This is a genomic window from Aeromonas sp. SE22 (assembly GCF_038739755.1).
Taxonomy (GTDB): domain Bacteria; phylum Pseudomonadota; class Gammaproteobacteria; order Enterobacterales; family Aeromonadaceae; genus Aeromonas; species Aeromonas jandaei.
In genome coordinates this window covers 413604-439627 of sequence record NZ_JBCGFD010000003.1, presented here as the reverse complement: position 1 = coordinate 439627, position 26024 = coordinate 413604, and the positions used below count along the sequence as shown (strand labels likewise).

The window sequence follows — 26024 nt, the reverse complement described above, 5'->3', positions numbered from 1 at the left end:
GAGATAACGTGATGGCCCGCTCAAACTCTGTTCGGTGTTTGCCGGTAGAATGGAACCATATTGGTTCGTATGAAACCGAATAAACACAAGGACGAATACGATGACATTTGAAAAGCGGCTGGCAGCTGCCCATCAGGAGCTGGCAAACAAAGGGGTATGGCATGCCAACTACAATCCCCCTTTGTGCAGGCTGCTGCGCAGATTTGGCTATCCCGTCAAACCGCCTCAGTATGAAGGTTGGCTAACCAACTTGCTGGTATTCGGGGTCGGCGTTGGTCTGGTATGGGGCACGATGATGTGGTTTTTTAGCTGGCAACCCATGGCAATGGATCTGCTATTTGCCCTGCGCCAAACAGCCCTGTTTGCGGGATTCTTCGGCCTGACCATGGCATCTTGGCTCTGGCTACGACGCAAGCAGCTGAAACTGACCCCTTGGGAGCAACTGGCTAACCCCGCCGATGCTGATGATGAGGAATAAGAGCTGAATGAAATCCCATGAAAAACTGAACTATGTGGAGTTTGCTGCGCGAGATCTTGCCGCGACCAAGGCCTTCTTTCAGGCCGTATTTGGCTGGCAATTTGTCGATTACGGCCCCGACTACTGCGCCTTTGCCGATGAGGGGCTGGATGGCGGCTTCTATCGGGCGGATCAGTGCAGTCAGACAGCTCAGGGCGGCGCCCTGCTGGTGTTCTACAGCGCGGATATTGAAGCGACTCAAGCCAAGGTGAGCCAACACGGTGGCACAATCAGTCGCCCACTATTCGACTTCCCCGGTGGCCGCCGCTTTCACTTTGTCGAGCCCAGCGGCAATGAATTTGCGGTCTGGTCGGAACCCGCCGGCGCCTGATAAGCCAGCTCCTGATAATAGGGAGCCACGGCCCCCGATTGCTGTGCCTCTCTCAATTCACTGCTGCGCCATTAACCCTGTTTCCGGCAAGTCACGGCAGGCATACTGACTCTTCGTTTTTGCCAAGGAGGTTCAGATGTCATCGCCCGTGATTGTGATTGCCCAGCTTGAAGCCAGACCCAAATTCGCCGCCCAGTTTCGTGCCGCCCTTGAGCCGCTGATTGCGGCCACCTTGCAGGAGGCTGGCTGCCAGCGCTACCAGCTACATCAGGATCTGGACAATCCAAACAGCTGGATGCTCTACGAAGTGTGGGAGAGCGAAGCGGCCCTCACCGCCCATCAGGGCCAGCCCCACTTTACGGAATTTGTCGCCAAGACCGAGCCTTGGTTTGCCGGCAGCACCATTCGCCGCTATCAGCCGCTGGACGCCTGATCCGCCGCGCCACTGAGCGCCCTTTGCAACCCGTTTGAGGAGTAGCATGATGAAGATGCCCAACCTGGGTCTTGGAACCTTTCGCCTGACCGGCCAACCCCTGCGCGACTCGCTGTTGCAGGGGCTGGAACTTGGCTACCGCCATATCGACACCGCCCAGATCTACGCCAACGAAGCCGAAGTGGGCCAGCTGATGAGCGAGAGCGGCGTGCCTCGCCAGGATATCTATCTGACCACCAAGGTGTGGACCAGCGAATTCGGGCCGGGCAAGGTGATCCCGAGTCTTGAGGTGAGCCTCGAAAAACTGGGTACCGACTATCTGGATCTGGCGCTGATCCACTGGCCCTCCCCCAAGGATGAGGTGCCGATGGCTGTCTATCTGGAGCAGCTGGCCGAGGCTAAAGCCCGGGGCCTGACCCGCGAGATCGGGGTCTCCAACTTCACCGTGGCCCAACTCAAACAGGCCATCGAGATTTTGGGGCCGGGTGCCATCGCCCACCAGCAGGTGGAGATCCACCCCCTGCTGCAAAACCGCAAGGTGGTGGAGTTCTGCAAAGCCCACGGTATCGCCATCACCGCCTATATGCCGCTCGCCTATGGCAAGGTGCTCGCCGAGCCGCTGCTGATGGAGATCGGCCAGCGCCACGGCGTCTCGGCGGCCCAAGTGTCGCTGGCCTGGCTGCTGGCGCAGGAGATGACGGTGATCCCGAGCTCCACCAAGCGGGAGAATCTCGCCGCGAACCTTGCAGCCCTCAAGGTCACGCCCACTGCCGAAGAGATGGCCGCCATCGCTACCCTGGAGCGGGGCGAGCGCTGCGCCAACCCGGACTTTGCGCCGGATTGGGATTAAACAGAAAAAGATACATAGGCTCTCTTGCTTCGACGGCGGGTACCGGCAACCCTCACGAGCCTATTGCAGCCACAAGCTATCCCCTCTCCCTACGGGAGAGGGTCAGGGCGAGGGCAAGCGACCTCCCCCTCATCCCCAACCCTTCTCCCGCAAGGGGAGAAGGGAGCAAATAACGCTCAATGACATTTTTCAGCAAAAACGGGAGGCATCATGCCTCCCGTTTTTTTGCCCTTTAATCTCACTCTTTACTCACTCCCGCACGCACAGCAGGTTCAGCGAACCCTGTCGCCTTCCATTGCTCAGTCACCATTCCCTATTTGTGCCCTACTCGCTCAGCACGCTTTGTCTCTGCTCTCCTGTCACTTCGCACCCCACTCTCTTCCCCCCTTTGCGGCAACGTTTGTCTCTCCCATTCCCCATCACCATTGCTGCTTATTTGGCAAAAGTAATTTGATGTCACCATCATTTTTGCCAACAAAACCCATCGGCATACTGGCGCCATTCTCCCGTCGGGAGTCCCTAACCAAGGAGTTGTTATGCCACTGGCGTTATTTGCCCTTACCCTGAGTGCCTTTGCGATCGGCACCACCGAATTTGTTATCGTGGGGCTTATCCCCACCATCGCCGAGCAGCTCAATGTCTCGCTCCCCTCGGCGGGCCTGTTGGTCAGCCTCTATGCCCTTGGCGTAGCCATCGGTGCCCCCGTGCTCACGGCGCTCACCGGCAAGGTGCCGCGCAAGTGGCTGCTGGTGGGACTGATGGCACTCTTTACCGCCGGCAACCTGCTCGCCTGGCAGGCCCCGGGTTACGAGAGCCTGATCGTGGCCCGCATCCTGACCGGATTGGCCCACGGGGTCTTCTTCTCGGTGGGCAGCACCATTGCCACCGGCTTGGTCGCCAAAGAGAAGGCTGCGAGCGCCATCGCCATCATGTTCAGCGGCCTGACTGTGGCGCTGGTGACCGGCGTACCGCTCGGCACCTGGATTGGTCAGGTCTTTGGCTGGCGTGAAACCTTTCTGGTGGTGAGCCTGCTCGGCCTCGTCGCCATGGTGGGCAGCCTGCTGCTGATCCCGAACAACTTGCCCAAGGGGGCGGCCTCAACCATCCGCGAACAACTTTCGGTACTGACCAAAAAGCCGCTGCTGCTGGTCTACGCCAAAACCGCCCTCGGTTACGGCGGCGCCTTCACGGCTTTTACCTTCCTCGCCCCCATCCTGCAGCAGGTGAGCGGCTTTAGCGCCGGTGCGGTGAGCCTGATCCTGCTGGTGTACGGGGTATCGGTTGCCGTCGGCAATATCTGGGGCGGCAAGCTGGCCGACAAGATGGGCCCCCTGCCGGCGCTCAAGCTGCTGTTTGCCGGTCTGGCGCTGGTGCTGCTGGCCCTCACCTTCACCGCCCCCCATCCGGTGCTGGCTGTGCTCACCGTGCTGGTGTGGGGCGCCTTTGCCTTCGGCAATGTGCCGGGTCTGCAAGTACTGGTGGTCAAACAGGCCGAACTGCACACCCCCAAGGCGGTGGATGTGGCATCGGGCCTCAATATCGCCGCCTTCAACGTCGGCATTGCGCTCGGCTCCGTAGTCGGTGGCCTGGTGGTGGAACACATAGGGTTGATGCACACCCCCTGGATCGGCGCCCTTATCGTGCTGCTGGCCTACGGGCTGACCCATGTCAGTGAGCGCCGCGAAACCCTCCGGCTCGCCGCCTGTCAGGCATAAGCTGCGCCAGCAGGCGTCACGCAAGAGCGTGGCGCCTGCTGCAATCGGCGCGGCAGGCTTCTATGCTGTGACACAGCGTTAACCCGGCAACCATTTCAGCAACTGTTTCAGCAACCAAGCCTGTCACCCTCGCATCATTTGCCACGGAGTCTGTTATGAAGGTGCTTATCGTCTATGCCCATCCCGAACCCAAAAGTTTCAACGGTGCCCTCTTCTGCCACGCCATCAGGGCGCTGGAGCAGTCGGGCCACACAGTGATGACCAGCGATCTCTATGCCATGGGCTTTGATCCCGTCTCGGATCGGCGCAACTTCACCGCCGCCAGCGATCCCGATTTTCTCAAGCTGCAGCTTGAAGAGCTGGCTGCCACCGAGCAGGGCAGCTTTGCCCCGCAGCTGGAGCAGGAGATGCAAAAGCTGGAGGCGGCCGACCTGCTGATCTTCCAGTTCCCGCTCTGGTGGTTTGGCCTGCCCGCCATTCTCAAGGGGTGGGTGGATCGGGTCTTTGCCATGGGGCGGGTTTATGGTCAGGGCCATATCTACGAGAGCGGCAAGTTTCGCGGCAAGCGGGCGTTGCTGAGCCTGACCACCGGCGGCCCTGCCGAGACCTATCTGCCCGACGGCTTCAACGGCGATATCGACGGGGTGCTGCGCCCCATCCAGCGCGGGATCCTGCAATTTGTCGGCTTTGACGTGCTGCGCCCCCATATCTGCTATGCCCCGGTGCGGGTCTCGCAAGAAGAGCGGGAAGCCTGGCTCGCCCAGTGGGCCGAGCGCCTTGGCCAGATTGAGCAGGAGTCCCCCATCGCGGTTGGCCGCTACCAGTAACGGCTGACGCAGCTGACACTCCCCCCCACACAGCACAAAAACAGCGAGCGGCCCCCGGCCGCTCGCTGTTTTTCACGCTCTGTCGTTATGGTTTTTGTTATCCGTGGACAAGCCTTATGCCGCCTGTTGCACGCCTGCTTTGCCGGTCACGGCACGCTTGAGCCAGTAGTCGAGGCTGACGTAGCGACCCCCGCCGTAAACCAGCAGCACCAACAGCATCACGAAGTAGGTGGCGGCAAACTCCATCCCGTTGTTGAGCATCACGGGATCCCCAAGCTCGGTGATGTAGTTGTAGCGACCGGGGAAGTTGGCGGCCAGCCACTCAATAAAGCCGTTGAGGCGCACAGTGGCCTCCATGCTGCCGGTGGCGATGGCGTCCCAGCCGTGCTTCCAGTGCACCATGGCACTCGCCACGCTCATCAGGAAGATGGTGGGAATGGCCATGATGCGGGTAAAGAGGCCAAGGGCGATGCAGATGCAGCCCAGCACCTCGGTGCCCGCTGCCAGAAAGGCGAGCAGAGTCGGGAACGGCAGGTTGAGCCCCCCTTCCGAGACTGGGGCACCAAACCAGGCAACCGTGCCGGCAAAGCCCATCACCTTGGAGTGGGCCCCCACATAGATGACCGGAATGAGATAGAGGCGAATAGCCAGCAGGGCCAAAAAATCGAGCCGCTTGCACTGGGCCACCGCCCGCTCGTACCACTGGATCAGGGTGTTGTTCATGGGAATTCTCCTTGGTGTTTGCTAAATGAGGACCTAAGTCAGGGCACAGGGGCGCCGGACTGGCGCTCGCCGACGGGCAGGATCAGCAGACCCAGCCGGTGAAAATGGCGCGCCCACTCGATCAGATCAAAGTCGCTGCGAACCTGTTGCACCTGTTGCTGGAATGCGGCTTGGGTGATCCCCTGCTGCTGTTGCAGCAACTGGATCAGCGCCACGTCCCATTCGCGCAAGCGCTGGGTCACCACCTGATGATCCGGGCTGCGAAACAGGCCATAGAAGTGGTTGCCCTGCCGGGTCGGCACCACCCCGCTGCGACGAATGGCAAAGGGGAGTTCAAGCAGTTGCAGGGTGGGATTGAGCACAAGCGGACTCTCCGCCGTCACCTCAACCCCCGATATAACTTGCGGCACTACCCCTTCATCAATCTCGACACAGAGGCAGGCCCACTCGTACTCCAGCAGCGCCAGCCGCTGCCTGGGCCAGTTGAGAGAGCCCTCGCCGTGGCGATGTTGCACATAGCGGACAAACTCGGTGGCGATATGGTGAAACTCGGGGGCCTCGGCGCCGTGTGCGATGACAAAGCCCTCCACCAGCTGCCCTCTGTCCACCGGCACCCAGTGAGCGTGGGTGAGCGGAAAAGCGCTCTCCAGCACCGACTCCACATTGGCGCGCACGCTGCGGGCATAGTGGCTGGCGATGCCATCCTGCGGCAGCCGTACCCGGCTCGCCAGCCAGGCGGTCTGCTGCTGCATCCGCTGCGGCGCCGTTTTGGACGTGCTGATAAGAGATAACCGTCTATCCATAGCGCACCTCCCGCACCTGATGGTCGATCGCCTCGTAACAGGCGCCGTGCACCCGCGCCAGCTCGGCCTCCAGCTCTGCCAGCGGCGGCAGATGGTGATCCCGCTCCAGCAGCAGGGGGCGCAGGCCGTGGGTCTGCACCGTATAACGGGCCAGCGCCACCACCTCCTCACATATCGGACGACCATGGGTATCCAGCAAGGTGCCATCCGCCTCTTCCAGATGACCGGCGATATGGAAATAGCGGATCGCACTGCCCGGCAGCCCGGCGATCATCCGCTTGGGGCAATAACCGTGGTTGCGGCTGTTCACAAAAACGTTATTGATATCGAGCAGCAGCTCGCAGCCGCTGCGCGCCACCAGCTCGGCGAGAAAATCCTCCTCCGGCATCTCGTGGTCATAGCCGTGGTAGTAGGAGATATTTTCCAGCACCAGCGGGCGGGTCAGCGCCTCCTGCACCTGCTCAATCCGCTCGGCCAGATAGGGGATATTCTCCCACTGGCGCGGCACTGGTAAGAGCTCGTAGAGATAGCCCTGCTGGTCGCGGGAAAAGCTCAGGTGCTCGCTATAGATCCCGATACCGAACTCATCCAGAAAGGTACGGATCTGGCTGAGCAAAGTGCGATTGAGGGGCTGGCAATCGCCGAGGGAGAGGCTGAGGCCATGGGCCACCAGCGGGTAACGCTCGGCCAGCTGATGCAGCTGCTCGCGCCTGGCGCCGCCGATGGCCATCCAGTTCTCCGGCGCCAGCTCGAGAAAGTCGATGCCTGGGCGGACGGGGCCGGAGCAGAGCGCATCCAGATGCTCCTGACGCAGCCCGATCCCCCGACTGCGGGAGCTTATTGGCCACATACCCCCTCCGTCATCTTGCTGCCGCTGTTGGTACCGGATCTGTCGCTATCAATCCCCTCTCCCGCCACGCCACACTTGCCGTCGCGAGCGCGCACCAGCCGCCCCTGTGGGTCACTGTCGAGGGCTTGCTTTTCAAAGCGCTTCTCGGTGCCGCACTTGCCCGCCGCACACTTGCCACCGTGCTGTTCGCTGGGGGCGGCCTTGACCGGTGCATCGCTCGGGGTGGCCGCCAGCGCCAGCCCCGGGGTCAGGGCAATCAGGCTGGTCATGGCGATGGAGAGGGTCAGTTTGTTGGTCTTGTTGCTGCTTGGGTTACTCATGGGTGGACTCCTTCACGGATGAAACGGGGTAGCTGGAAAGATCGCGGGCGGCAATCACCTGACCGCGGAACTGCGACTTGACGATGTCGAGCGCCTCGCTCTTGCGGCTCAGCCCCAACCCCATCCAGTGGTTGAGCACCAGCAGCTTGGGGTTCACCTCGGCGGCAATCTTGGCTACCACCGATGGCTTGGCATGGAGCGAGGCGGAGACCGGGTCGGCCCCTTCGTGGATGGCGAGCGGCATCACCAGAATGTCGGCCCCCTTGGCAAACGGCACAAAGGCCGGATTGCTGCCGTTCTGATCTGCCGAGATAACGATGGTCCCCTCGGTGCTCTCGATGCGATAGGCCAGACAGGGCACGTCACCGTGGGGGATGCCGAGCGCCGTGATGGTCAGCCCATCCTGCTGATAGACGGTGTGAGGCTGCGGGCTCTGGTAGGGCACATCGTGCAAGGTGATGGGGAAGAGGCCATCGGTGCCATCCTTGAAGCCGCTCAGGTAGGCATAAGCGCCCTTCTCCTTGTTGAAGAGGGCATCAAAGTAGCCGCTCATGCTGGGGAAGGCCGAGCCCGCCTCGGGCCCCGCCAGATCCAGCGGATCGCTGCGCTCGAAGAAGTAGGCTCCCTTGAGCAGGGCGGGCAGGTCGGTCACATGGTCGGTGTGAAAGTGGGTGATGCCGATAAAATCGACCTCTTCAAGCTTGGCCCCCGCCTGACCGAAGCGCAGGTAGACGCCGCCACCGGCATCGATCAGGATGCGGGATTTCCCCTTCCACCAGATCACCTCGCTGGAGGAGGCACGCTGATCGTCGGAGATGGGGCCGCCGCTACCGAGCACCTGCAGGGTGAAGTTCTTGTCCAGTGGCGTCAGTTGTACGCCCTGGCTGGCGGCCCCCGCCGGCGCGGCGGCAAGGGCGCAGCCGATGGCCAGCGCCACCGCTTTCAATGTCTGTTTCATATTGATTACCTGTCGGTTGAGTGACAGTTCGCGACTGTCAGTGAAGTGGCAGGGTGGGTGATCGGGCTGCGCCACTGGCAGCCCGACCGGGCATGCGGGTCAACCCCGCAGATCAGATCTGGTCGCGGTCAGCCGCTTCCCAGCGCGCTTCCAGCCAGAGCAGATTGCACAGCCCCAGCAGCAGGGCAAAGCCGAGCCCCAGTATCCAGGTGAAGTACCACATGGCGTCCTCCTTATGGTCAGTAGAGTTGATAGCCGTCGCGCTTGATGCGGGCGCGGTCGAGCTTGCCGCGCACCACCCGATAGACCCAGCCGGTGTAGCCGAGGTTGACCGGCATCAGCACCAGCACGATGCCGAACATGATGGCCAACGTCTTGTAGCTGGAGGTGCCATCCCACAGGGTCAGGCTGCTCGCGGCATCAAGGGTTGAAGGGAGCACGAAGGGGAAGAGCGAGATGGCCACCGAGCAAAGCATGGCGATGCAGGCTGCGGCGCTTGCCACCAGAGCCAGCCGTCCGCGCTCCAGCCAGGCTGCGATCCCGCTCGCCAGCGGCGCCAGCGCGCCAATCAGCGGCACCAGCCAGAGCAGCGGCTGCTCGTGGTAGTTGCGCAGCCAACCGGCGACATGGGGGGTGACCCCCTTCATCAGCGGGCTCAGCACCGCATTGCCGTCAAAGGGCTGACCCGCCAGACCGGTCAGCTGATAGCCCTGCAGATCCACCAGATGCCAACCGGCCAGCAGGTAGAAAAAGGTCACCAGCGGGGTCAGCAGGATGGCGATACCCCGTGCGCGCAGCGCGGGCGTCCCCGTGACCTTGGCTTGCAAAAAGCTGGCGCCGTGCAGCAGCAGCAAGGTGATGGCGGTGGCCAGCACCGAGAGCAGCCAGCCCCAGTGGAAGTCGAATGCGCCGTAGTGCAGGCGCAGCGCCGTGTCGAAGCGAAACGGCAAGCCCTGCATCACCAGACCGATGGCGGCGCCGAGGATCAGGGTCGGTATCAGGCCGCCCGCCACCAGCGCCCGATCCCACCAGCGGCGCCAGAGCGGGTCGGTCAGCTTGCTGCGGTAGTCAAAGCCGACCGGGCGCAGAAAGAGGCCGAGCAGCAGCACCACCATGGGGATATAGAGCACCGAAAAGGCGGCGGCATAGACCAGCGGCCAGGCGGCGAACAGGGCGCCGGCACCGGCAATCAGCCACACCTGATTGCCCTCCCACACCGGCCCCACGCTGTTGATCACCAGCCGTCGGTCGTCGTCATCCTGCGAGACCACCGGCAGCAGCATGGCGATGCCGAGATCGAAGCCATCCATCACGATAAAGCCGACCATCATGAAGAGCAGCAGCGCCCACCAGATGAGTTTCAGGGTTGCGTAATCCATCAGGCGATCCTCGCAAGTTCGGGTTGTTCACCGCTGTAGCGGCCGGTATGGAGAATGGCGGGCCCCTTGCGGATCACCCGGCGCAGCAGGAAGAGCTCCACCACCAGCAACAGGGTGTAGATGGAACAGATGGCGATGAGACTGAACCAGAGCTGGCCCGGGGTAAGCAGGGAGACCGAGGCCGAGACCGGCAGCACGTCGCTGATGGTCCAGGGTTGGCGACCGAACTCGGCCACAAACCAGCCCGCCTCAATGGCGATCCAGGGCAGCGGAATGCTCCAGAGCAGGGTCTTGAGCAGGCGTGGCGAGCTCTGCAGCCGGTTGCGGCAGAGCTGGATAAAGCTCACCACCATCAGCCCCAGCATCGCGACACCCAGCCCCACCATCAGACGGAAACCGAAGAAGAGCGGCGCCACCTGCGGGATGGAGTCCTCTACCGCCTTGGCGATCTCCGCCTCCCCCGCCTTGGCGATATTGCTGGCATAGGGGGTGAGCAGCAGACCGTAGCCGAGATCCTTGCCGTGCTTGGCAAACAGCGCCCGATTTTCGGCCGAGTCGTTGCCGGCGCGGATCTGTTCGAGCGCACCGGACGCCACCATGCCGCTGCGAATGCGCGCCTCGTGCTGCACCTTGAGATCCTTGATGCCGGTCACCGCCTCATCGAGGGAGCGAGTGGCGATGATCCCCATCAGATACGGGATCTTGATGGCGGCGTGAGTGGTCTCCCCCTGCTGATCCGGGAAGCCGAACAGGGTGAAGGAGGCAGGCGCTGGCTCGGTGTGCCACTCCGCCTCGATGGCGGCAAGCTTCACTTTCTGCACCTCACCGGTGCGATAGCCAGACTCATCCCCGAGCACGATGACCGAGAGGATGGCGGCCAGCCCGAAGCCGGAGGCGATGGCGAAAGAGCGCAGGGCGAACTGCACTTCCGTCTTGCGCAGCAGATACCAGCTGCTCACCCCCATCACAAACATGGAGGCGGCCACATAGCCCGCCGCCACCGTGTGAACGAACTTCACCTGCGCCACCGGATTGAGCAGCACGGCGGCGATATCCACCAGCTCCATGCGCTGGGTCAGCAGGTTGAACTCGGCCCCCACCGGGTTTTGCATCCAGCCGTTGCCGATCAGGATCCAGAGCGCCGAGAGGTTGGAGCCGAGCGCCACCAGCATGGTCACCAGCAGGTGCTTGCCGCGAGAGAGCTTGTCCCAGCCGAAGAAGAAGAGCCCCACCAGGGTCGATTCGAGGAAGAAGGCCATCAGCCCCTCGATGGCCAGCGGGGTACCGAAGATGTCCCCCACATAGTGGGAGTAGTAAGCCCAGTTGGTGCCGAACTGGAACTCCATGGTGATCCCCGTGGTGACCCCCATGACGAAGTTGATGCCAAACAGTTTGCCCCAGAAGCGGGTGATGTCCTGATAGATCACCTTGCCGGTCATCACATAGGCCGACTCGGCGATCACCAGGATCCAGGACAGCCCCAGGGTGAGGGGGACAAACAGGAAGTGGAACAGGGCCGTGGCGCCAAATTGCAGGCGCGACAGGCTGACCACGTCATCCGGATTGATCATGCGTCACTCTCTTTTGTTGTATTTGCCTTGCACGTTTCATGCGGGACAAGTACACCACGGGTCATGACACCTATAACAGATGCAGTTATAGTGAATAGCACCTATAACAGTTGATCCAGATCATGCCTCTTTACCAACAACTGGCCGAACGCCTGAGCCGCGAGATCGATGACGGCATCTGGCAACCGGGGGAGCGCATCCCCTCCATCCGCCAGAGCTGCAAGACCCACAACCTGAGCCCGATGACGGTGCTGCAGGCCTATCAGTTGCTGGAGAGTCAGGGGCGGATCCTCGCCCGTCCCCAGTCCGGTTACTACGTCAAGGCCGCCTCGCCAAAGGTGGCGCGCCACACCCCGAGCCAGACCCACTACAGCGGTTCGGTGGATATCAACGATCTGGTGTTCGAGGTATTGCAGGCGAGCAAATCGCGGGCACTGGTGCCCCTTGGCATGTCGGTGGCCGACCCGACCCTGTTCCCCCATCCCCAACTCGGGCGGGCGCTGGCCAGCTGTATGCGCAAGCTCGACCCCTTCAGCACGGTGGCCGACCTGCCCCCCGGCAACGAGGCGCTGCGCCGCGCCATCGCCCAGCGCTACGCCAGCGACGGGGTCGCCATCAACCCGCAGGAGATCATCATCACCACCGGCGCCATGGAGGCGCTCTCCCTCAGCCTGCAGGTGCTGACCGAGCCCGGTGACTGGGTGGTGGTGGAGTCCCCTACCTTCTATGGCGCCCTGCAGGCTATCGAGCGGCTGAAGCTCAAGGCGGTGGAGATCCCGGTGATCCCCGGGGTAGGTATCGATCTGGCGCTATTGCAAGATGCCCTCAGCCAGATGCCGATCAAGGCGTGCTGGCTGATGGGCAATGTGCAGCACCCGCTGGGTCACACCATGCCCGATGCGCACAAACAGGGGCTGATGGCGCTGCTCAACGCCCACAAGGTGCCGCTGGTGGAGGATGACGTTTATGCCGAGGTCTACTTTGGCCGCGAGCGCCCCAAACCCATCAAGCACTGGGATCAGCGCGGTGACAGCCTGCTCTGCAGCTCCTTCTCCAAGTGTCTGGCGCCGGGCTTTCGGGTCGGCTGGGTGGTGGCGGGGCCCCATGCCGAGCGGATCCAGCGGCTGCAACTGATGTCCACCCTCTCCACCAATGTGCCTAGCCAGCTGGCGCTGGCCGAAATGCTGCGCCAGGGCGGGGTCGATGCCCACTTTCGCCGCCTGCGCCACACTCTGGCCCAGCGCCAACAGCAGATGCGGGCCGCGCTGCAGCGACTGTTGCCGGGCGAGGTGCGGATCTCCTCCCCCGATGGCGGCTACTTTCTCTGGCTGGAGTTTGCGCCCCGCCTCGACAGTCGTGCCCTCCACGCCATGGCGCTCGACTGCGGCTTCTCCATCGCCCCCGGCGCCCTCTTCTCCAGTCAGGGGCAGCACAACCACTGCCTGCGCCTCAACAGCTCCCATCCCTGGAGCGATCAGCTGGAGCACGCGCTCCACCAGCTTGCGGGCCTGATAAACCGGCAGCTGGCAACAGAGGGGTGATCGCCAAAGCGCAGAAACAACAACGCCCCTTGAACGGGGCGTTATCGGCAATCCATGGCGGTGAGGGTATCAGGCGGGGGCGTTAAGTTGGGCCACCTGCCGCTCGATGCTGCCCTTGAGGTTGTCATCGAGTTTGAGGGCGCGCGCCAGCTCGTCGAGATAACCGCGCTCCATAAAGTGATCCACCTCGATGGCGAGCAGGGAGGCGAGATAGATCTCGGTGGCCAGCTCCATGTCGGTCACTTCCCGCGCCAGCGCGTGGGGGTCGAGGGGGCGGGCCAGCTCGGCGTCAATCCAGCGGGCGGCATCGCTCTGGCCCTGTTCGGTCAGGTACTCCTGAATTTTCTGGCGCTCGGCGCCGTCGATATGGCCGTCGGCCCGGGCTGCCGCCACCATGGCGCGCACCAAGAGAGCCGAGCGGGCATCCAGCGCATTGCCTTCCAGAGTGCTGACAGGATGGGTCGGCTGGGCGGGCGCCGCCTGCTGGGCTTGCCAATCCTGATAGAGCTTGTAGGCCAGCCCGCCGAGGGCCGCAGCGCCACCCACGGAAGCGGCCTTGCCGCCATATTTGCGCATCTTCTTGTTGCCCAGCAGCAGACCGAGCGCACCGCCGGCCAGCGCCCCCTGCATCTGCCCCTTGCGTTTGTCTCCGCCTTCGTTGAGCCAGCCTTTGCCAGCCCCCAGCAACTGTTCCAGCATCTGTTTCATGGTGTCACTCCTGCGGGTCAAAAAAGTGAAATCGGGATGAATAGAGCCAGATAGTGACCCCGCCCCCCTGAATCGGGGATGAACCCTTGACCGGGCAGGCCGATGGGGCAAAGCTCAGGGAAACCCTTCAGGCAATAAGGATGTGACTGTGCCCAATCGCGAACTGACCCTGCAATTTCTGGCCGAACCCTCCGACGTCAACTTCGGCGGCAAGGTGCATGGCGGCATGGTGATGAAGTGGATCGATCAGGCGGGCTATGCCTGCGCCGCCGGCTGGTGCGGCGGCTATGCGGTGACCGTCTATGTGGGGGGGATCCGCTTTTTGCGCCCCATCCAGATTGGCCAGCTGGTGGAGGTGCACGCCCAGGTGATCCACACCGGCACCACCAGCATGCATCTGGCGGTAGATGTCTACAGCCGCCACCCCACCGAGACCGAGCGCCACAAGACCACCCACTGCATCATCATCTTCGTGGCGATGGATGAGCAGGGCAAACCGACCCCGGTCCCCCAGTGGCAGCCGGTGAGCGAGAGCGATCTGCAGTTGCAGCAGTACGCCAAAAAGCTCATCGCCCTGCGCGAGGAGATCGACAAGGAGATGCGCCAGCACCTCTGACCTTCGTGGCTCACAACCCGACAGAGCGGGCGCTTTCGGCCAACGGCGGCGCCCCTGTATAATCCCCCCTCTTCCCGCAACCGGAACGCTGCCCATGTCACTGGAAACTGCCCCGCCCGAGGTAAAACTCGCGGTGGATCTGATTGAACTGCTGGAAACCAATGAGCTGGCCCCCGAGCTGGTGCTGGCGGCGCTGGTCATCGTAAAAAATGACTACGAGCGCAAGCTGGCGGAGGGGAAGGATCACTGATCCCTCCCCGCACTTTTTCCGCCTTATCTTTCCGACTTCAGTTTTTCCCCACAGAAGTTTTTCCCCACATAGCCACTCACTGCGGCCCCATCACCTCGTCGCACAGGGCGATCAGGGCCGAACTCAGGCGGCTGAGCGGTTCACCCCCATCCTTTGCCGCATGGAGCGCCAGCTCCACCGATGCCACCTTGGGCCACTGGGTCAGGGACAGCTGATCGGCGGGCATCAGCCGCTTGGGCAGCAAGCTCACGCCAATGCCTGCGCTCACCGCCCCCTGCAAACTGGCGAGACTGGCGCTGACATAGGCGATACGCCAACGCCGACCCAGACCATCGAGCGCCTCGGTCATCTGCTGGCGATATAGCCCTTCGCTCGGGAAGGCGACCAGCGGCAGCGGATCACGCCCCTTCGCTGGCCAGTCGCGGCTATCTACCCACACCAGCGGCTCACTCCAGCTGGCGAGCGGCGAGCCCTGTCCGCGCACCTGCTTGACCAGCGCCAGATCCAGCTCCCCCGCCACGAAGCGCTGCCAGATGTGGTGGCTCAGGCCGCTCTCCACCTCCAGCCGCACCTCGGGGTAGTCGCGGGCAAAGGCGGCCAGCACCGGGGTAATGGCACCGGCGGCGAAATCCTCCGGCACCCCGAGGCTGAGCGATATGCTCCCCTCGCTCACCTGCTCCTCGGCCTGTGCCAGCAGCGCCAGAATGCGGCGGGCCAGCCCCAACAGCTGCTCCCCCTCGGCCGTCGCCACCACCTGCCGACCGGAGCGGTCCAGCAGCGGGCAGCCGATCTGCTGTTCGAGCCTGCGCATCTGCTGGCTGATGGTGGATTGGGTCAGATGGACCCGTTCACCGGCCCGGGTGAAGCTGCCGGTGTCGATAATGGCGACAAAACTGCGCAGTAACAGGGGATCCAGCATGGGTTTCTCCATTTATAAAACCACTGAAACTCATTTTATCATTTAATTTCCAAATGGCTTGTTTCGCCGCTAGGCTGGCATTTGTTTAGTCAAATCAGGGTTTTTCATCATGTCTGCGCCCCTTGTTGCCTCTGCCAACGCCCGCCCGATCCCCTCATCAACCACCCTCCCGACTCATCAGCGCTGGCTGGAGCAGGCGGTGCAACTGGCCAGAGCTAATCACCGGCAGGGGGGCCGTCCCTTCGCCGCCCTGCTGGTACGCGATGAGCAACTGGTGGCGAGCGCGGTCAACGGCATCCATCTGGATGGGGATCCGACCCGTCACGCCGAGCTGGAGGCGCTGCGCAAGGCAAGCCAGAGCGGGCCGCTCGCGGGCGCCACCGTCTATGCCAGCGGCCACCCCTGCCCCATGTGCCTCGGCGCGCTGGTGATGAACGGCATCGCCGCCGTCTACTACGCCTTTGATAACGCCGATGCAGCGCCGTTCGGCTTTGACAGCACCGCCGCCTATCAAAAGCTGGGGCTGCCGCTGGCACCGCCACCTCTGCCGCTAGTCAAACTGGCCGTGACCCTGACGGCGGCAGATCTCTACGGCTCCCAGTTACAACAAGCCACACAAGCAGCGCCTGACCATGAGTAAGGGGACAAGCGAACGCCCGGCAGAGGCGCGCCGCCAGCAGTTTGCCCTGCTGGTGCTGGTGATCCTGACTGGCCTTAACCTGCGCCCCTTTCTTACCGCCATCGGCCCGTTGAGCGGCGAGATTGGCCGCGCCCTGTCGCTCGGGATGGATACCCTGGCCTGGCTCACCCTGCTGCCGCTGTGGCTGATCGGGGTCGGCGTGCTGCTCACCCCGCGCCTGCGCAGCCTTGCCAGCGCCACCCCCCTGCTGGGGCTGGCCCTGCTACTGCTCACGGCGGGCAGTGCCCTGCGTTTTGATGCCCAGAGCGGCGCCCTGCTGATCACCACCGCCGCCCTCTGCGGCCTGGGTTCGGCGCTGGTACAGGGGGTGCTGCCCGCCCTTATCAAGCAGCACTTTGCCAGCAAGGTGCCGCAAGTGATGGGGATCTTCTCTGCCTGCATGATGGGGGGCGGCGCGCTGGGGGCCAGTCTCACCCCAAGGCTGGCGGCCAGCCTCGACTGGTCGCAGGCACTGGCGCTCTGGAGCCTGCCGCTGCTGCTGGCCCTCGGCTGGCTAGGGTGGAAAGTGCGTCTGCCAAGCACCGCGGCGGTCGCGATCCCCCACGGCGAGCAGCGGCTGCTCACCCTGCCCCGCAGCTGGTTGCTGATCGTCTGCTTTGGCATCATCAACAGCGGCTACGGCATAGTGGTGGCCTGGCTGGCCCCTGCCTATATGGCGCAGGGGTGGAACGCTGCGCAGGCAGGCGAGCTGGTCGCTTGGCTGGCGCTGGCGCAGACCGCCTGCGGCCTCGGCCTGCCGCTGCTGGCCGCCCGCAATCTGGATCGGCGGCCGTGGATGGGGCTTGCCATCGCCATGCAGCTGGCGGGATTTGGCGGCCTCTGGCTGGCACCAGCCAGTGCCCCGATCCTCTGGTGCATGCTGTGCGGCGCCGGTCTTGGCGGCAGCTTTTCGCTGATCATGGTGATTGCGCTCGATCACCTGCCCGATCCGCGCCGCGCCGGCACCCTGAGCGCCCTGATGCAGGGCTTCGGCTTTATGCTGGCGGCCACCGGCCCCTGGGTCGCCGCCCGCCTCTATCACCTGTTCGGCGACTTCGCGGCCGCCTGGCAGTGGCAGCTGGGGGGCTTGCTGCTGATGAGCCTGCTGGTGCTGCGCCTCGACCCGCGCCACTACCCTCGCGTAATGAAGTTACCGACCGCCAGCGAGCCGCCCCTTTCCGCGCCCCTCCCAACCAGCGCTGCGGCCCAAAGCAACACACCGGCCTGAGGCCGGTGTGTTGGGGATAACAGTGTTGGGGTGACAAGACGAGGCTGACGCCGCTCAGAGGGGCAACTCAGCGCCCCTTCTTCTGCCGTCCGGTGTTAGCGGTGCGCGGCTTGCCTGCGGCCGGTTTACCCCCCTTGCCGGGAGCCCCTTTGCCTGCACTGCCCTTGCCAGCGCCGCCCTTGTTGGCGGCACCTTTGCCCACCGGCAGCTTCTTCTCGAAAGCTTCCGGGCCCGGCACATTCGGGCGACCGCCAATCTCGTGATCGTCATCGCGGCGCGGCTTCTTGCCCTGCCCCGGTTTGGCGGTTTGCGCCGCAGGGGCCTTGGCCGCCTTCGGTTTGTCGCCTTTGGCCGGTTTCACCTCGGAGGAGGAGTCCTCAATCAGCTTGAACAGATCGATCAGCTCATCGTCGGTCAGATCGCGCCACTCGCCCACCGGCAGCCCCTTGAGGCTGACGTTCATGATGCGAATGCGCTCCAGCTTGGTCACTTCAAAACCGAAGTGCTCGCACATGCGGCGGATCTGGCGGTTAAGCCCCTGCACCAGGGTGATGCGAAAGACGAACGGCGCCTCTTTCTTCACCTTGCACTTCTTGGTCACAGTACCGAGGATAGGCACCCCGGCCGCCATGCCGCGCACAAACTCGTCGGTCACCGGCTTGTCGACGGTCACCAGATACTCTTTCTCGTGATCGTTGCCCGCCCGCAGGATCTTGTTGACCAGATCGCCGTGGTTGGTGAGAAAAATCAGCCCCTGCGAATCCTTGTCGAGCCGCCCGATGGGGAAGACCCGGGTGCTGTGGTTGACGAAATCGACGATGTTGTCCTTCTCGCCCGCCTCTGTGGTACTGACGATGCCCACCGGCTTGTTGAGGGCGATCAGCACCAGACTGTCAGCCTCGCGCGGCTCGATCACCTGACCGTTCACCTTGACCAGATCGCCAACCTGCACCTGATCGCCAATCCCGGCGCGCTTGCCGTTGATAAAGACGTGGCCCTGCTCGATAAAGCGGTCAGCCTCGCGGCGCGAGCAGATGCCGCTCTCACTGATGTATTTGTTCAGGCGCATGGATTCGTTAGCCAGCATGAGTCACCTGCCAGAGGGGCTGAACCCCATCCTGTTGTACGGTTGCGTGCGTCGGCCATGCCGGACACATGATCTGCGGCATCACCCTCTCCACTACGTCGTTTTTTTGCATACGGCTCCAATTTCAACGAGGCCAATGCCGGCCCATCCGGCAAAAAAGTGCGACACATTACCACATCGCCCGCCACAGCACGCCGGATTATCGCCAACTCCAGCGCACCGGCGACACAATTGCGGGCCAGCTCACAGCACCAAGCCCCGCATCAGGGGTTATGGGGCAAACGGGGTTAACCGATTTCACGGCCAGCAAAGGCGCCGGCAATGGCGAGCGCGGGGCGCGCCAAGAGAGACAAACGAGGGAATGATAGCGCCCCGACCAGCGGCCGGGGCCAGCGGTTGATACGCCAACCCAACTCCCTCTGTCGCGGCGGACTCAGGGGTAGCGACTTATCTCGATCAGGTTCTGATCCGGGTCGAGGAAGTAGATGGACTCGATGGGCCCGCAAGCCCCGCTTTTGGTCACCGGCCCCTCGACAATCTCCACCCCGTGGCAGGCAAGCTGAGTCATCACCTGCTCCAGCGGCCAGCGGGTGATAAGGCAGACATCCCCCGACCCCACCTGCGCCCGGTTGCGCGGCTCCTGCCCAAGCAGTTGCAGATTGATCTTCTGGTTGCCAAACCCCACCGCCCGGCGCCCCGCACCGAAGGTGATGGCCTCCATATTGAGCACCGAGCTGTAAAACGCCACGGCGCGCTCGATATCACTTACCGTCAATACCAGATGGTCGATATGGCTGATCATGATTCCCTCCTGGTGCTGATGCCGGCAACGCGGCCGGTGGTGATAAACATGCAGGCAGCCAACCCGGCTGTCCGCCTTGCCAGCGCATCCCCGCTCGTTTGCCATAGACATCACAGATACAGGAACGCCCCGCTAGCTCCTCCATCATACCGGGCCAAACCACCCGCGACTGTGGTATGGCGCGCAAAGATGCTCCGACGACTTGGCGGGCGCGATAAATCTCCATCAGCGCACTGCGGCACATGCCTTGTCCCGCTGGGCCAGCAGGGTTTCATCTTCGCTATCCATCGCTGCCAGAATCGCCTGATTGCAGGCCCGCTCTGCCAGCTTGGCCGGACTCTGTTTGGCATTCCCAATCTCGGCAATCATGGGCCTGTAGCTGACGGCGGCCGAACAATACATGCCGCGATATTTGGGCAGTTGCCAACTGCTGTCATCCTGCCGGGTCAAGTCATCACACAGCTTGTGAAATAGAGCCGAAGCCTTGACCGTGCACTGGCTAAAGCGCCGCACATCCTGCTCGTAGGGACGACAAACGCTCGGCTGCTGGATCTGCCAGAGCTGAAACGAGAAGGGTACTGATTCCCCCTCATACTGCACCGCAACCGTTTTAAGCTCAGTGCCATAGATATCTGAAATCTGCTGCTGAACCAGATTGAGATAAGCCGAAAAAAGATAGGAAACCGGATCCATCACCACCTCCCTGTGGTTGTCACTGCCGGGCTTTATTACCGAAAACCGGGGCGATTTTCAAACGAGTAACAGGCGACAACAGCTTACTGATTTGGCAACAAAAAATAATTACTTTTCACACGCGGTGGAAGCTGGGTCGAGAGTGCTATCCGGTCAGTTATATGGACGGGAATGATCCATGGCGATCTGCAGTTCACGGCCACCAGCAATCTCGCCATGACTGATGCCGCTGGTCAGCCACCAGCTAATAACCAGAAGCAGTCGTTCCGGATCATGGCGCAGACGCCCTTTCAGGGCACACTCCCAGATGATCAGACGGCGGATACCCAATTTGTCCAGCTCGGCCAGATGACGGGCATCACGCGCACGATTACTGGCGATCTTGGCTTGCCAGAAGTCGGTTCTGCTCGATGGCAGCTTGAAGAGATGACAATCATGACCATGCCAGAAACAACCATTCACCTCGATCACGGCACGGTAGCGCGCCAGCCAGAGATCCGGCTTGCCTGGCAAGGCGGTATTGTGCAAGCGATAGCGAAACCCGGCATGATGCAACATGGCGCGCACCCGCTTCTCGGGACGGGTATCCCGGCTACAAATACCGGCCATCATCTCGCTACGCTTTTGGGGCTTCACGATATCTGTCACAATGTCGCCTCGCTTGTGAATCAGCACCATTTACTGTATAAACGCACAGTTAATCAACGAGATTTTAGTACTGTCATTGGATATACATCACACAGTTTCGATGCATTCAAAGAGCTTCATAACTACTGACTATCCAGCTCAAAAATTCATTACCAAGAGAATCAATCAATGAACCACTCTGTTTTTTCTTTTTTTTCAGGCTCCGGTTTTCTGGATCTCGGCTTTGAAAAAGCAGGATTTAATGTCGTTTTCGTTAATGAACTGAACAAAGATTTTCTCAATGCATACAAATACAGCAGAAAGAAAATGGGTATCCCGGAACCTGAGTTTGGTCATTTTTTGAACTCCATAGATGACTTTCTCGATGGTCCTTTAAGCTCAGAGCTTAAGACAATGGTAAGTAGTGCAAGAAGCAAGTCAGAGACTGTTGGCTTTATTGGTGGTCCACCATGCCCAGACTTTTCGGTTGCAGGAAAGAATAAAGGTCACGATGGTGAGAATGGCCGTCTTTCCAAGTCATATGTAGATTTGATTATTAAAAACAAGCCAGATTGGTTTGTTTTCGAAAATGTCAAAGGCTTGTGGCGCACAAAAAAACACCGTGAGTTTTATGAATCAATAAAAAAACAGCTTCAAGATACTGGTTACGCTATTACTGAGAGGCTAATAAACTCAATTGAGTTTGGCGCCCCCCAAGATAGAGACCGCATCATCATGTTTGGTTCCTTAAACCATGTAGATGAAGCAATGAGTAGCTTTTCTTGGGAGAGATATATGCCATACCCTAACAAGATGGCATTTAATTATCCTTGGCCAACCCAAACCCCATTCAACTCAACCCCCAGCAAAGCTGAAGTACCAGAGGAATTAACCGTAAGCTGGTGGTTTAAAGAGAATAATGTGGATGAACATCCTAATAGTCAGCATTATTTTACTCCCAGAGCAGGTCTGGCCAAGTTCATGGTGATAGAAGAGGGTGATACCACCAAAAAGTCATACAAAAGACTACATCGCTGGAGATATTCACCTACTGCGGCCTATGGCAATAACGAAGTGCATTTACACCCATGGTTACCTCGGCGGATTTCTGCAGCAGAGGCTCTGGCTATTCAGTCACTGCCAAAAGAGTTTGAATTGCCTCCAACAATGACTCTTTCGGCAATGTTCAAAACAATTGGTAATGGGGTTCCATATAAATTCTCATATGGTATAGCAAAAACTATCGCTGATTTCATGGAGTGAATTAATGAGTAGTGACATCATCTTTGACGAAATTTTAGATGAGATTATTGCCTTAAAAGGCAATAATCTGAAATATATTTCGAGCGAGAAAACGACAAAAATCATTGATATCAACCAGAATGATAAAATAATTTCTGCTACTCGCGGCCCTGATGTTGTAAATATCTCGTTCGATAGATTCAAACTTGCTATAGATGCGCTAATACAGAATAAGCCCATCCATATCGATACTGTTTTCAATAGTAGTGGAAATGACAGGACAATTATAGAAACTATACTTTGCCATACATCACATATTGGTTACATGAAAGCAAAGACGGGAAGAAACAAAGGGAAAAATAAAGTCATACAATATTTTAACAAATGGATTCATGACACTGGAAAAATATGCGATGTTAGTGGCGAAGAATTCAAATCAGATAATGATGATTTTGCCACTAACGAGGCTTTAAACCTGAGTTCATATAAACCATTTCTCTTGTTAGCAGGTATTTCAGGCACAGGGAAAACCCGCTTTATTCGTGAGCAGGTCAAGGACTATCCAGGCCAGAAAAATTACTGCCTGGTACCTGTACGGCCAGACTGGCACGAACCCTCCGATCTGCTGGGCTATATCTCCAGGATCAGTGGTAAAAAGGAGTATGTATCAACGCCGGTGCTGCATTTTATTACCAAAGCCTGGATCCATATTTACGAGCGTATTGGCGAAGTGAGAGCCGATGGCAAGATTGGTCTGAGCCAGGAACAACTGGACCATATCCCCCCCTTCTGGCTCTGCCTCGACGAGATGAACCTGGCGCCGGTTGAACAATATTTCGCCGACTATCTATCGGTACTGGAGACCCGCCACTGGTATACCTCACCCGAACTGACTGCATTTAACGACAATGAAGGGGTGGACTACGGCTATGTCTACCAGTGCGATCCCCTGCTCAAAGCAGATACGCTTAGCCAGCAACTGGATCAGAACGCTCGTACCGAACTGGCGGAAAAACTGGGACTGGACCTGAATATTGCCCTACATCAGCAGATCTGGGCCAGCTTCTGCCAGCACGGTATCGCTATCCCCTTCAACCTGATGGTGGCCGGTACCGTCAATATGGACGAGACCACCCACGGCTTTTCCCGCAAGGTGATCGACAGGGCCCTCACCTTCGACTTTAACGAGTTCTTCCCCAACGATTTCGATGCCTACTTTGCATCGGCATTGCAGCCAAAACGGCTGGGTTATCCGACCTGGTCAGACGGGCGGGCCATCACTGAAGTTCCCGAGCTGGAGCAATACAGTAAAGAGAGCGTCACCTTCCTGAAGGCAGTCAACGAGGTGCTGCAACAGAGCCCGTTCGAACTGGCCTATCGCGCCCTGAACGAGCTGATGCTGGCCCTGCTGGCCCATCACCCCGCCAATACCGCAGAACTGGTCGCCATCTGGGATGACTTTATGATGTGCAAGGTATTGCCGCGCATTGAGGGAGATAGCAACAAGTTGCGCAGCCATCAGACTGCTGATAGCGACAAGTCGACTGAGAGCAGCCAGACAGAGCCCAATCTGTTGACAGATCTGGAAAAGGCTTTGGCAGCACAATTTGGTAGTCACTGGGATGGCACACGCCCTGACCTGTTTAACTGCAAGGAGGCTGCCGCCGGTGAAAATTCCGTCCCCGCAGAAACTCCGCACGTCCCCTGCCGCAGCAAGAAGAAACTGGCCTGGATGAAAGAGCGGCTGGCACGGCAGTGCTTTACCAGCTTCTGGCCGTAAGGGGGTTGTGATGGAGTGCCTGTTTACTCTGCAGAGCCGTGACTGGATTTTACGGATCTACGCAAATGAGAAGACGGTTCGAGAACGTTGTCAGCAGTTACAAGCCACCCGCGCCCATCATCAACAAGAGCGTGATAAATCGGGCCTGCTGGCGAGCGCTGGCAGCAATGAGCCTCCTATTGTGCGTTTCTCACAACCTCTGTCGATTACCCGCGCTGAAGTTGCAGGCAAACCACATGATCTGGCCGTTGGCAAGGTATTCACCTCTTTGGTTCTGCCCGCGCCTTTGCTGTTTGAAAACTGCTTTTACGAATTCGAATGGGAGTTTCTTCACTGTGTTAGCGAGGAAAGTGATGCGCCGCGGCTGGAGCATCATCTGCAACGGATCTGCGAGTCGTTTCGCTTCAAAAGCAGGCGTGGATCGCAGGAGCTGCTGGGGGGATTCAATACCGGCAACGAAGTAGGCACACTTGCACTTCCCTTCTCTTATCAGCCGAAATCGGCTGCAGGAAAAGCCGCTCGCGTTCAGCTGACGCTCTGGTTCGAGGTCTACCCGGTCAAGCTGGATATCCGCCGGGATGTGCCGCTGATCCATCGGGTGCTGGATGAGCAGTACCCCTACTGGCGTTTTACCCTGAACAGCGCGACCAGTCAGCAAGGGGGGCGCAGCCAGCGCAAGGCCGAACCGTTCCCCCTGCTCTGGCTTGCCCATTTCGAAGCCCTGCACAAGGACCTTGAGCGGGGGATCCGCCAGATCATCAATGCGCCCCACAGCAGGCTGCAAAGCAAGACCGAATATCTGCTGGCCGCCAGAATGAAGCGCCCGCCACGCCCGAAGCAGGCCGAACAGATCCGCCAGGATCTGGATAACGGTATCGAGCGCAGATACCGGGTGGAACGTAAACAACTGACCACGGATACCCCGGAAAACCGCTTTATCAAGTTTGTGCTGGAGCGCGCCGGAAGGATGCTGCAACAGCTGACACAACAGGGCGATCGCACCCTCTTGTCCAGAGCCTTTTTTGACCGTCTGAAGGCGTGGAGCAAACCGCTGGATCAGGCGCTGGCTCACCCCCTGATGCAGGAGATAGGTCCGGCGACGGTGCTACAACGCGAGTCTCTGGTACTGCAGCAAAAGAGCGGCTATAGCACGGTTTACCGGGTCTGGCAGCAACTGCGCCTCTATCTCGATGCGTTGGGAAATGATGCCGTGGCCGGCGTGCGCAGCATGGATCAGCTCTACGAGCTCTGGTGCGTGATCGAGGTGCGCCGGATTATCCTGACGCTGGGATTTACCGAGGTGAAAACACCAGCCTTTAACTTCACCCGCGATGGTTGGGATACCCGGCTGGCCGAGGGGATGAAATACTGCTGGGAGTACCTTCGTGCAGCAGACGGTGTAAGGCTCAAGCTGGCCCATGAACCCAGATTTCACAAGACCAACAAGCCGGTTCACTCCCTGCTGGTTCCCCAAAAGCCGGACATTCTGATCGAAGCCACCACTGGCAGTGGCGACACCTTTATCTGGCTGTTTGATGCCAAGTACCGGGTCGATAATGGCACTCAAGATGATCCGAGAGACAGGGTGCCCGATGATGCTATCAACCAGATGCACCGTTATCGCGATGCTCTGCTCTATCAGCAACAGGATGACCCGATACCAAGCCGCCCCACCTTTGGCGCTTTTGCGCTCTATCCGGGCTTTATGAGCCAGCAACCCGGAACGAAAAATCCCTATCAGGAGGAGATCGACCGGATTGGTATCGGTGCCTTTGCCCTGTTGCCAGCAGAGGATCACAGCGGCTCTTGCTGGCTGCAAACCTTCCTTGAGCAAAAGCTGGGTAAATCGGGGGAAGAGTTCCGCTATCCTGCCATCCACTCGGGCCACTTCTATCTGGAAGAGCCCAGCCGGATTGCCACCCTGGGGATGCAGCAGGTCCGCCACCATGATCTCACCCTGGTCATTCCGACCGCACTGGAAAACAGCCGCCCAGCGAGCTACTTCGATGCATTTCGTGATGGCTCTGCCCGCTGGTATCACACCCCTGCCGAAACCATTGCCACTCGTTACGATGATCAGCTGATGAACGAAATCAGCTATCTGGCCGTAGCGACCCTTGCGGCCGATGGCCTGACGCGTGAGGTAACCCGTGTCTGGCCTGTGCTGACATGCCGGAAGCTGCGAAGGGAACAACTGACCGAAGAGCAGACAGGTACACCGCTGGCCGAGGGGAATGTGAATCCTTACTGGTTGCTGGAGCTGGGGCCCTCTATTTCATTGCTCCACCCTCTGACACAGCTGGATGCGGCAAGTTTCAGAGCAGCCATGAGACTGACCAGACTGGCAGAATTGCAAAGTGAATTGACCGGGTTTGCGGCACTGCCGGATTATTACGGGGAATTATTGCGCATGCATCCAGCCTGAACACCTTACGGCTATCCCGGCCTGGCCATTGCGCTGTTGGCCAGACCGGGATTACAGCCTCGCATGACCATGAGTAAAAGTGCCGCGATCTGACCCCAAAACCCCGGCTAAATTATCCAGTTGCATAATAACCATGCGGCCTTGCGGTTG

Annotated in this window: 28 protein-coding genes; 14 read left to right on the top strand and 14 right to left on the bottom strand. The window is 60.1% G+C overall.

Annotated features, from left to right (window positions below; genetic code table 11):
- Positions 1-100 precede the first annotated feature (100 nt).
- The 6 genes from AAHA39_RS08975 to AAHA39_RS08950 all read left to right on the top strand — a co-directional run bounded on the left by AAHA39_RS08975 (position 101) and on the right by AAHA39_RS08950 (position 4673).
- Positions 101-478 (top strand): DUF6404 family protein, encoded by a 378-nt coding sequence (locus AAHA39_RS08975; protein ID WP_320656156.1) that lies wholly within the window; start codon positions 101-103, stop codon positions 476-478.
- Between the two features lie 7 nt (positions 479-485).
- A complete protein-coding gene (locus AAHA39_RS08970) occupies positions 486-848 on the top strand; it encodes a VOC family protein (RefSeq protein WP_320656157.1) in 363 nt (120 codons plus the stop codon).
- A 136-nt stretch (positions 849-984) separates the two neighbouring features.
- Positions 985-1281, top strand: coding sequence for a putative quinol monooxygenase (locus tag AAHA39_RS08965; protein ID WP_320656158.1), 297 nt, complete (start codon positions 985-987; stop codon positions 1279-1281).
- 46 nt (positions 1282-1327) lie between these two features.
- Positions 1328-2131 carry a 2,5-didehydrogluconate reductase DkgB gene (gene dkgB / locus AAHA39_RS08960; RefSeq protein ID WP_320656159.1) on the top strand — a complete coding sequence of 268 codons (804 nt, stop codon included), beginning with the start codon at positions 1328-1330 and terminating at the stop codon, positions 2129-2131.
- 536 nt (positions 2132-2667) lie between these two features.
- A complete protein-coding gene (locus AAHA39_RS08955; RefSeq protein WP_320656160.1) occupies positions 2668-3846 on the top strand; it encodes an MFS transporter in 1179 nt (392 codons plus the stop codon).
- A gap of 155 nt (positions 3847-4001) precedes the next feature.
- On the top strand, positions 4002-4673 hold the full coding sequence (locus AAHA39_RS08950; RefSeq protein WP_320656161.1) for an NAD(P)H-dependent oxidoreductase: 672 nt from the start codon (positions 4002-4004) through the stop codon (positions 4671-4673).
- 114 nt (positions 4674-4787) lie between these two features.
- On the opposite strand, the gene AAHA39_RS08945 is transcribed toward AAHA39_RS08950, so the two are convergent.
- The 8 genes from AAHA39_RS08945 to AAHA39_RS08910 form a co-directional block, all read right to left on the bottom strand.
- Entirely contained in the window at positions 4788-5396 is a 609-nt protein-coding gene (locus AAHA39_RS08945; RefSeq protein WP_005337566.1) for an HvfX family Cu-binding RiPP maturation protein, read from the bottom strand.
- Between the two features lie 38 nt (positions 5397-5434).
- Entirely contained in the window at positions 5435-6199 is a 765-nt protein-coding gene (locus tag AAHA39_RS08940) for an HvfC/BufC family peptide modification chaperone (RefSeq protein ID WP_320656162.1), read from the bottom strand.
- Positions 6192-7049, bottom strand: a complete 858-nt coding sequence (locus AAHA39_RS08935) for a DUF692 domain-containing protein (protein WP_320656163.1) — start codon at positions 7047-7049, stop codon at positions 6192-6194. The genes AAHA39_RS08940 and AAHA39_RS08935 overlap by 8 nt, the downstream gene beginning before the upstream one ends.
- A complete protein-coding gene (locus AAHA39_RS08930; RefSeq protein ID WP_201908065.1) occupies positions 7037-7369 on the bottom strand; it encodes a hypothetical protein in 333 nt (110 codons plus the stop codon). Before AAHA39_RS08930 ends, AAHA39_RS08935 begins: the two co-directional genes overlap by 13 nt.
- Positions 7362-8327 (bottom strand): MBL fold metallo-hydrolase, encoded by a 966-nt coding sequence (locus AAHA39_RS08925; RefSeq protein WP_320656164.1) that lies wholly within the window; start codon positions 8325-8327, stop codon positions 7362-7364. Before AAHA39_RS08925 ends, AAHA39_RS08930 begins: the two co-directional genes overlap by 8 nt.
- A gap of 112 nt (positions 8328-8439) precedes the next feature.
- Positions 8440-8550, bottom strand: coding sequence for a cytochrome bd-I oxidase subunit CydX (cydX, locus tag AAHA39_RS08920; RefSeq protein WP_041208534.1), 111 nt, complete (start codon positions 8548-8550; stop codon positions 8440-8442).
- 16 nt (positions 8551-8566) lie between these two features.
- Positions 8567-9706: a cytochrome d ubiquinol oxidase subunit II gene (gene cydB, locus AAHA39_RS08915; RefSeq protein ID WP_320656165.1), complete on the bottom strand. Its 1140-nt coding sequence runs from the start codon at positions 9704-9706 to the stop codon at positions 8567-8569.
- On the bottom strand, positions 9706-11277 hold the full coding sequence (locus AAHA39_RS08910; protein WP_156853427.1) for a cytochrome ubiquinol oxidase subunit I: 1572 nt from the start codon (positions 11275-11277) through the stop codon (positions 9706-9708). The genes cydB and AAHA39_RS08910 overlap by 1 nt, the downstream gene beginning before the upstream one ends.
- A gap of 122 nt (positions 11278-11399) precedes the next feature.
- On the opposite strand from AAHA39_RS08910, the gene AAHA39_RS08905 reads away from it, so the two are divergent.
- A complete protein-coding gene (locus tag AAHA39_RS08905) occupies positions 11400-12818 on the top strand; it encodes an aminotransferase-like domain-containing protein (protein ID WP_320656166.1) in 1419 nt (472 codons plus the stop codon).
- 69 nt (positions 12819-12887) lie between these two features.
- Here the strand turns inward: AAHA39_RS08905 and AAHA39_RS08900 are convergent, their stop codons facing one another.
- A complete protein-coding gene (locus AAHA39_RS08900) occupies positions 12888-13526 on the bottom strand; it encodes a tellurite resistance TerB family protein (RefSeq protein WP_320656167.1) in 639 nt (212 codons plus the stop codon).
- 148 nt (positions 13527-13674) lie between these two features.
- Between AAHA39_RS08900 and AAHA39_RS08895 the strand changes: the two genes are divergently transcribed.
- Together AAHA39_RS08895 and rsmS are read left to right on the top strand one after the other, a co-directional pair.
- Positions 13675-14142, top strand: coding sequence for an acyl-CoA thioesterase (locus AAHA39_RS08895; protein ID WP_005337580.1), 468 nt, complete (start codon positions 13675-13677; stop codon positions 14140-14142).
- A gap of 94 nt (positions 14143-14236) precedes the next feature.
- The gene (gene rsmS, locus AAHA39_RS08890) at positions 14237-14392 is read left to right on the top strand and encodes a pleiotropic regulatory protein RsmS (protein ID WP_139395023.1); all 156 of its coding nucleotides are present in this window, start codon (positions 14237-14239) and stop codon (positions 14390-14392) included.
- A gap of 76 nt (positions 14393-14468) precedes the next feature.
- Here the strand turns inward: rsmS and AAHA39_RS08885 are convergent, their stop codons facing one another.
- Entirely contained in the window at positions 14469-15311 is an 843-nt protein-coding gene (locus tag AAHA39_RS08885) for a LysR family transcriptional regulator (protein ID WP_320656168.1), read from the bottom strand.
- 109 nt (positions 15312-15420) lie between these two features.
- On the opposite strand from AAHA39_RS08885, the gene AAHA39_RS08880 reads away from it, so the two are divergent.
- Entirely contained in the window at positions 15421-15951 is a 531-nt protein-coding gene (locus tag AAHA39_RS08880; RefSeq protein WP_320656169.1) for a nucleoside deaminase, read from the top strand.
- Positions 15944-17218 carry an MFS transporter gene (locus AAHA39_RS08875; protein WP_320656170.1) on the top strand — a complete coding sequence of 425 codons (1275 nt, stop codon included), beginning with the start codon at positions 15944-15946 and terminating at the stop codon, positions 17216-17218. Before AAHA39_RS08880 ends, AAHA39_RS08875 begins: the two co-directional genes overlap by 8 nt.
- Before the next feature lie 67 nt (positions 17219-17285).
- On the opposite strand, the gene rluF is transcribed toward AAHA39_RS08875, so the two are convergent.
- From rluF to AAHA39_RS08855, 4 genes are all read right to left on the bottom strand, one after another.
- Positions 17286-18305 (bottom strand): 23S rRNA pseudouridine(2604) synthase RluF, encoded by a 1020-nt coding sequence (gene rluF / locus AAHA39_RS08870; protein ID WP_320656171.1) that lies wholly within the window; start codon positions 18303-18305, stop codon positions 17286-17288.
- Positions 18306-18738: 433 nt separating this feature from the next.
- Positions 18739-19107, bottom strand: coding sequence for a VOC family protein (locus tag AAHA39_RS08865; protein WP_040067818.1), 369 nt, complete (start codon positions 19105-19107; stop codon positions 18739-18741).
- 225 nt (positions 19108-19332) lie between these two features.
- Positions 19333-19800 carry a hypothetical protein gene (locus tag AAHA39_RS08860; RefSeq protein ID WP_320656172.1) on the bottom strand — a complete coding sequence of 156 codons (468 nt, stop codon included), beginning with the start codon at positions 19798-19800 and terminating at the stop codon, positions 19333-19335.
- A gap of 153 nt (positions 19801-19953) precedes the next feature.
- A complete protein-coding gene (locus AAHA39_RS08855) occupies positions 19954-20448 on the bottom strand; it encodes a very short patch repair endonuclease (RefSeq protein WP_202043942.1) in 495 nt (164 codons plus the stop codon).
- 168 nt (positions 20449-20616) lie between these two features.
- Here AAHA39_RS08855 and AAHA39_RS08850 point away from each other — a divergent pair, with 168 nt between their 5' ends.
- The 3 genes from AAHA39_RS08850 (at position 20617) to AAHA39_RS08840 (ending at position 25874) form a co-directional block, all read left to right on the top strand.
- The gene (locus AAHA39_RS08850) at positions 20617-21690 is read left to right on the top strand and encodes a DNA cytosine methyltransferase (RefSeq protein ID WP_076493702.1); all 1074 of its coding nucleotides are present in this window, start codon (positions 20617-20619) and stop codon (positions 21688-21690) included.
- A 4-nt stretch (positions 21691-21694) separates the two neighbouring features.
- On the top strand, positions 21695-23449 hold the full coding sequence (locus AAHA39_RS08845) for an McrB family protein (RefSeq protein ID WP_320656173.1): 1755 nt from the start codon (positions 21695-21697) through the stop codon (positions 23447-23449).
- A 181-nt stretch (positions 23450-23630) separates the two neighbouring features.
- Positions 23631-25874 carry a DUF2357 domain-containing protein gene (locus AAHA39_RS08840; protein ID WP_342690012.1) on the top strand — a complete coding sequence of 748 codons (2244 nt, stop codon included), beginning with the start codon at positions 23631-23633 and terminating at the stop codon, positions 25872-25874.
- Positions 25875-26024 lie beyond the last annotated feature (150 nt).

What these genes read in the sequence shown, in the direction of transcription:
- AAHA39_RS08975 (WP_320656156.1), top strand. Translation starts at nt 101, where the DNA reads ATGACATTTGAAAAGCGGCTGGCAGCTGCCCATCAGGAGCTGGCAAAC.
- AAHA39_RS08970 (WP_320656157.1), top strand. Translation starts at nt 486, where the DNA reads ATGAAATCCCATGAAAAACTGAACTATGTGGAGTTTGCTGCGCGAGAT.
- AAHA39_RS08965 (WP_320656158.1), top strand. Translation starts at nt 985, where the DNA reads ATGTCATCGCCCGTGATTGTGATTGCCCAGCTTGAAGCCAGACCCAAA.
- dkgB (WP_320656159.1), top strand. Translation starts at nt 1,328, where the DNA reads ATGATGAAGATGCCCAACCTGGGTCTTGGAACCTTTCGCCTGACCGGC.
- AAHA39_RS08955 (WP_320656160.1), top strand. Translation starts at nt 2,668, where the DNA reads ATGCCACTGGCGTTATTTGCCCTTACCCTGAGTGCCTTTGCGATCGGC.
- AAHA39_RS08950 (WP_320656161.1), top strand. Translation starts at nt 4,002, where the DNA reads ATGAAGGTGCTTATCGTCTATGCCCATCCCGAACCCAAAAGTTTCAAC.
- AAHA39_RS08945 (WP_005337566.1), bottom strand. Translation starts at nt 5,396, where the DNA reads ATGAACAACACCCTGATCCAGTGGTACGAGCGGGCGGTGGCCCAGTGC.
- AAHA39_RS08940 (WP_320656162.1), bottom strand. Translation starts at nt 6,199, where the DNA reads ATGGATAGACGGTTATCTCTTATCAGCACGTCCAAAACGGCGCCGCAG.
- AAHA39_RS08935 (WP_320656163.1), bottom strand. Translation starts at nt 7,049, where the DNA reads ATGTGGCCAATAAGCTCCCGCAGTCGGGGGATCGGGCTGCGTCAGGAG.
- AAHA39_RS08930 (WP_201908065.1), bottom strand. Translation starts at nt 7,369, where the DNA reads ATGAGTAACCCAAGCAGCAACAAGACCAACAAACTGACCCTCTCCATC.
- AAHA39_RS08925 (WP_320656164.1), bottom strand. Translation starts at nt 8,327, where the DNA reads ATGAAACAGACATTGAAAGCGGTGGCGCTGGCCATCGGCTGCGCCCTT.
- cydX (WP_041208534.1), bottom strand. Translation starts at nt 8,550, where the DNA reads ATGTGGTACTTCACCTGGATACTGGGGCTCGGCTTTGCCCTGCTGCTG.
- cydB (WP_320656165.1), bottom strand. Translation starts at nt 9,706, where the DNA reads ATGGATTACGCAACCCTGAAACTCATCTGGTGGGCGCTGCTGCTCTTC.
- AAHA39_RS08910 (WP_156853427.1), bottom strand. Translation starts at nt 11,277, where the DNA reads ATGATCAATCCGGATGACGTGGTCAGCCTGTCGCGCCTGCAATTTGGC.
- AAHA39_RS08905 (WP_320656166.1), top strand. Translation starts at nt 11,400, where the DNA reads ATGCCTCTTTACCAACAACTGGCCGAACGCCTGAGCCGCGAGATCGAT.
- AAHA39_RS08900 (WP_320656167.1), bottom strand. Translation starts at nt 13,526, where the DNA reads ATGAAACAGATGCTGGAACAGTTGCTGGGGGCTGGCAAAGGCTGGCTC.
- rsmS (WP_139395023.1), top strand. Translation starts at nt 14,237, where the DNA reads ATGTCACTGGAAACTGCCCCGCCCGAGGTAAAACTCGCGGTGGATCTG.
- AAHA39_RS08885 (WP_320656168.1), bottom strand. Translation starts at nt 15,311, where the DNA reads ATGCTGGATCCCCTGTTACTGCGCAGTTTTGTCGCCATTATCGACACC.
- AAHA39_RS08880 (WP_320656169.1), top strand. Translation starts at nt 15,421, where the DNA reads ATGTCTGCGCCCCTTGTTGCCTCTGCCAACGCCCGCCCGATCCCCTCA.
- AAHA39_RS08875 (WP_320656170.1), top strand. Translation starts at nt 15,944, where the DNA reads ATGAGTAAGGGGACAAGCGAACGCCCGGCAGAGGCGCGCCGCCAGCAG.
- rluF (WP_320656171.1), bottom strand. Translation starts at nt 18,305, where the DNA reads ATGCTGGCTAACGAATCCATGCGCCTGAACAAATACATCAGTGAGAGC.
- AAHA39_RS08865 (WP_040067818.1), bottom strand. Translation starts at nt 19,107, where the DNA reads ATGATCAGCCATATCGACCATCTGGTATTGACGGTAAGTGATATCGAG.
- AAHA39_RS08860 (WP_320656172.1), bottom strand. Translation starts at nt 19,800, where the DNA reads ATGGATCCGGTTTCCTATCTTTTTTCGGCTTATCTCAATCTGGTTCAG.
- AAHA39_RS08850 (WP_076493702.1), top strand. Translation starts at nt 20,617, where the DNA reads ATGAACCACTCTGTTTTTTCTTTTTTTTCAGGCTCCGGTTTTCTGGAT.
- AAHA39_RS08845 (WP_320656173.1), top strand. Translation starts at nt 21,695, where the DNA reads ATGAGTAGTGACATCATCTTTGACGAAATTTTAGATGAGATTATTGCC.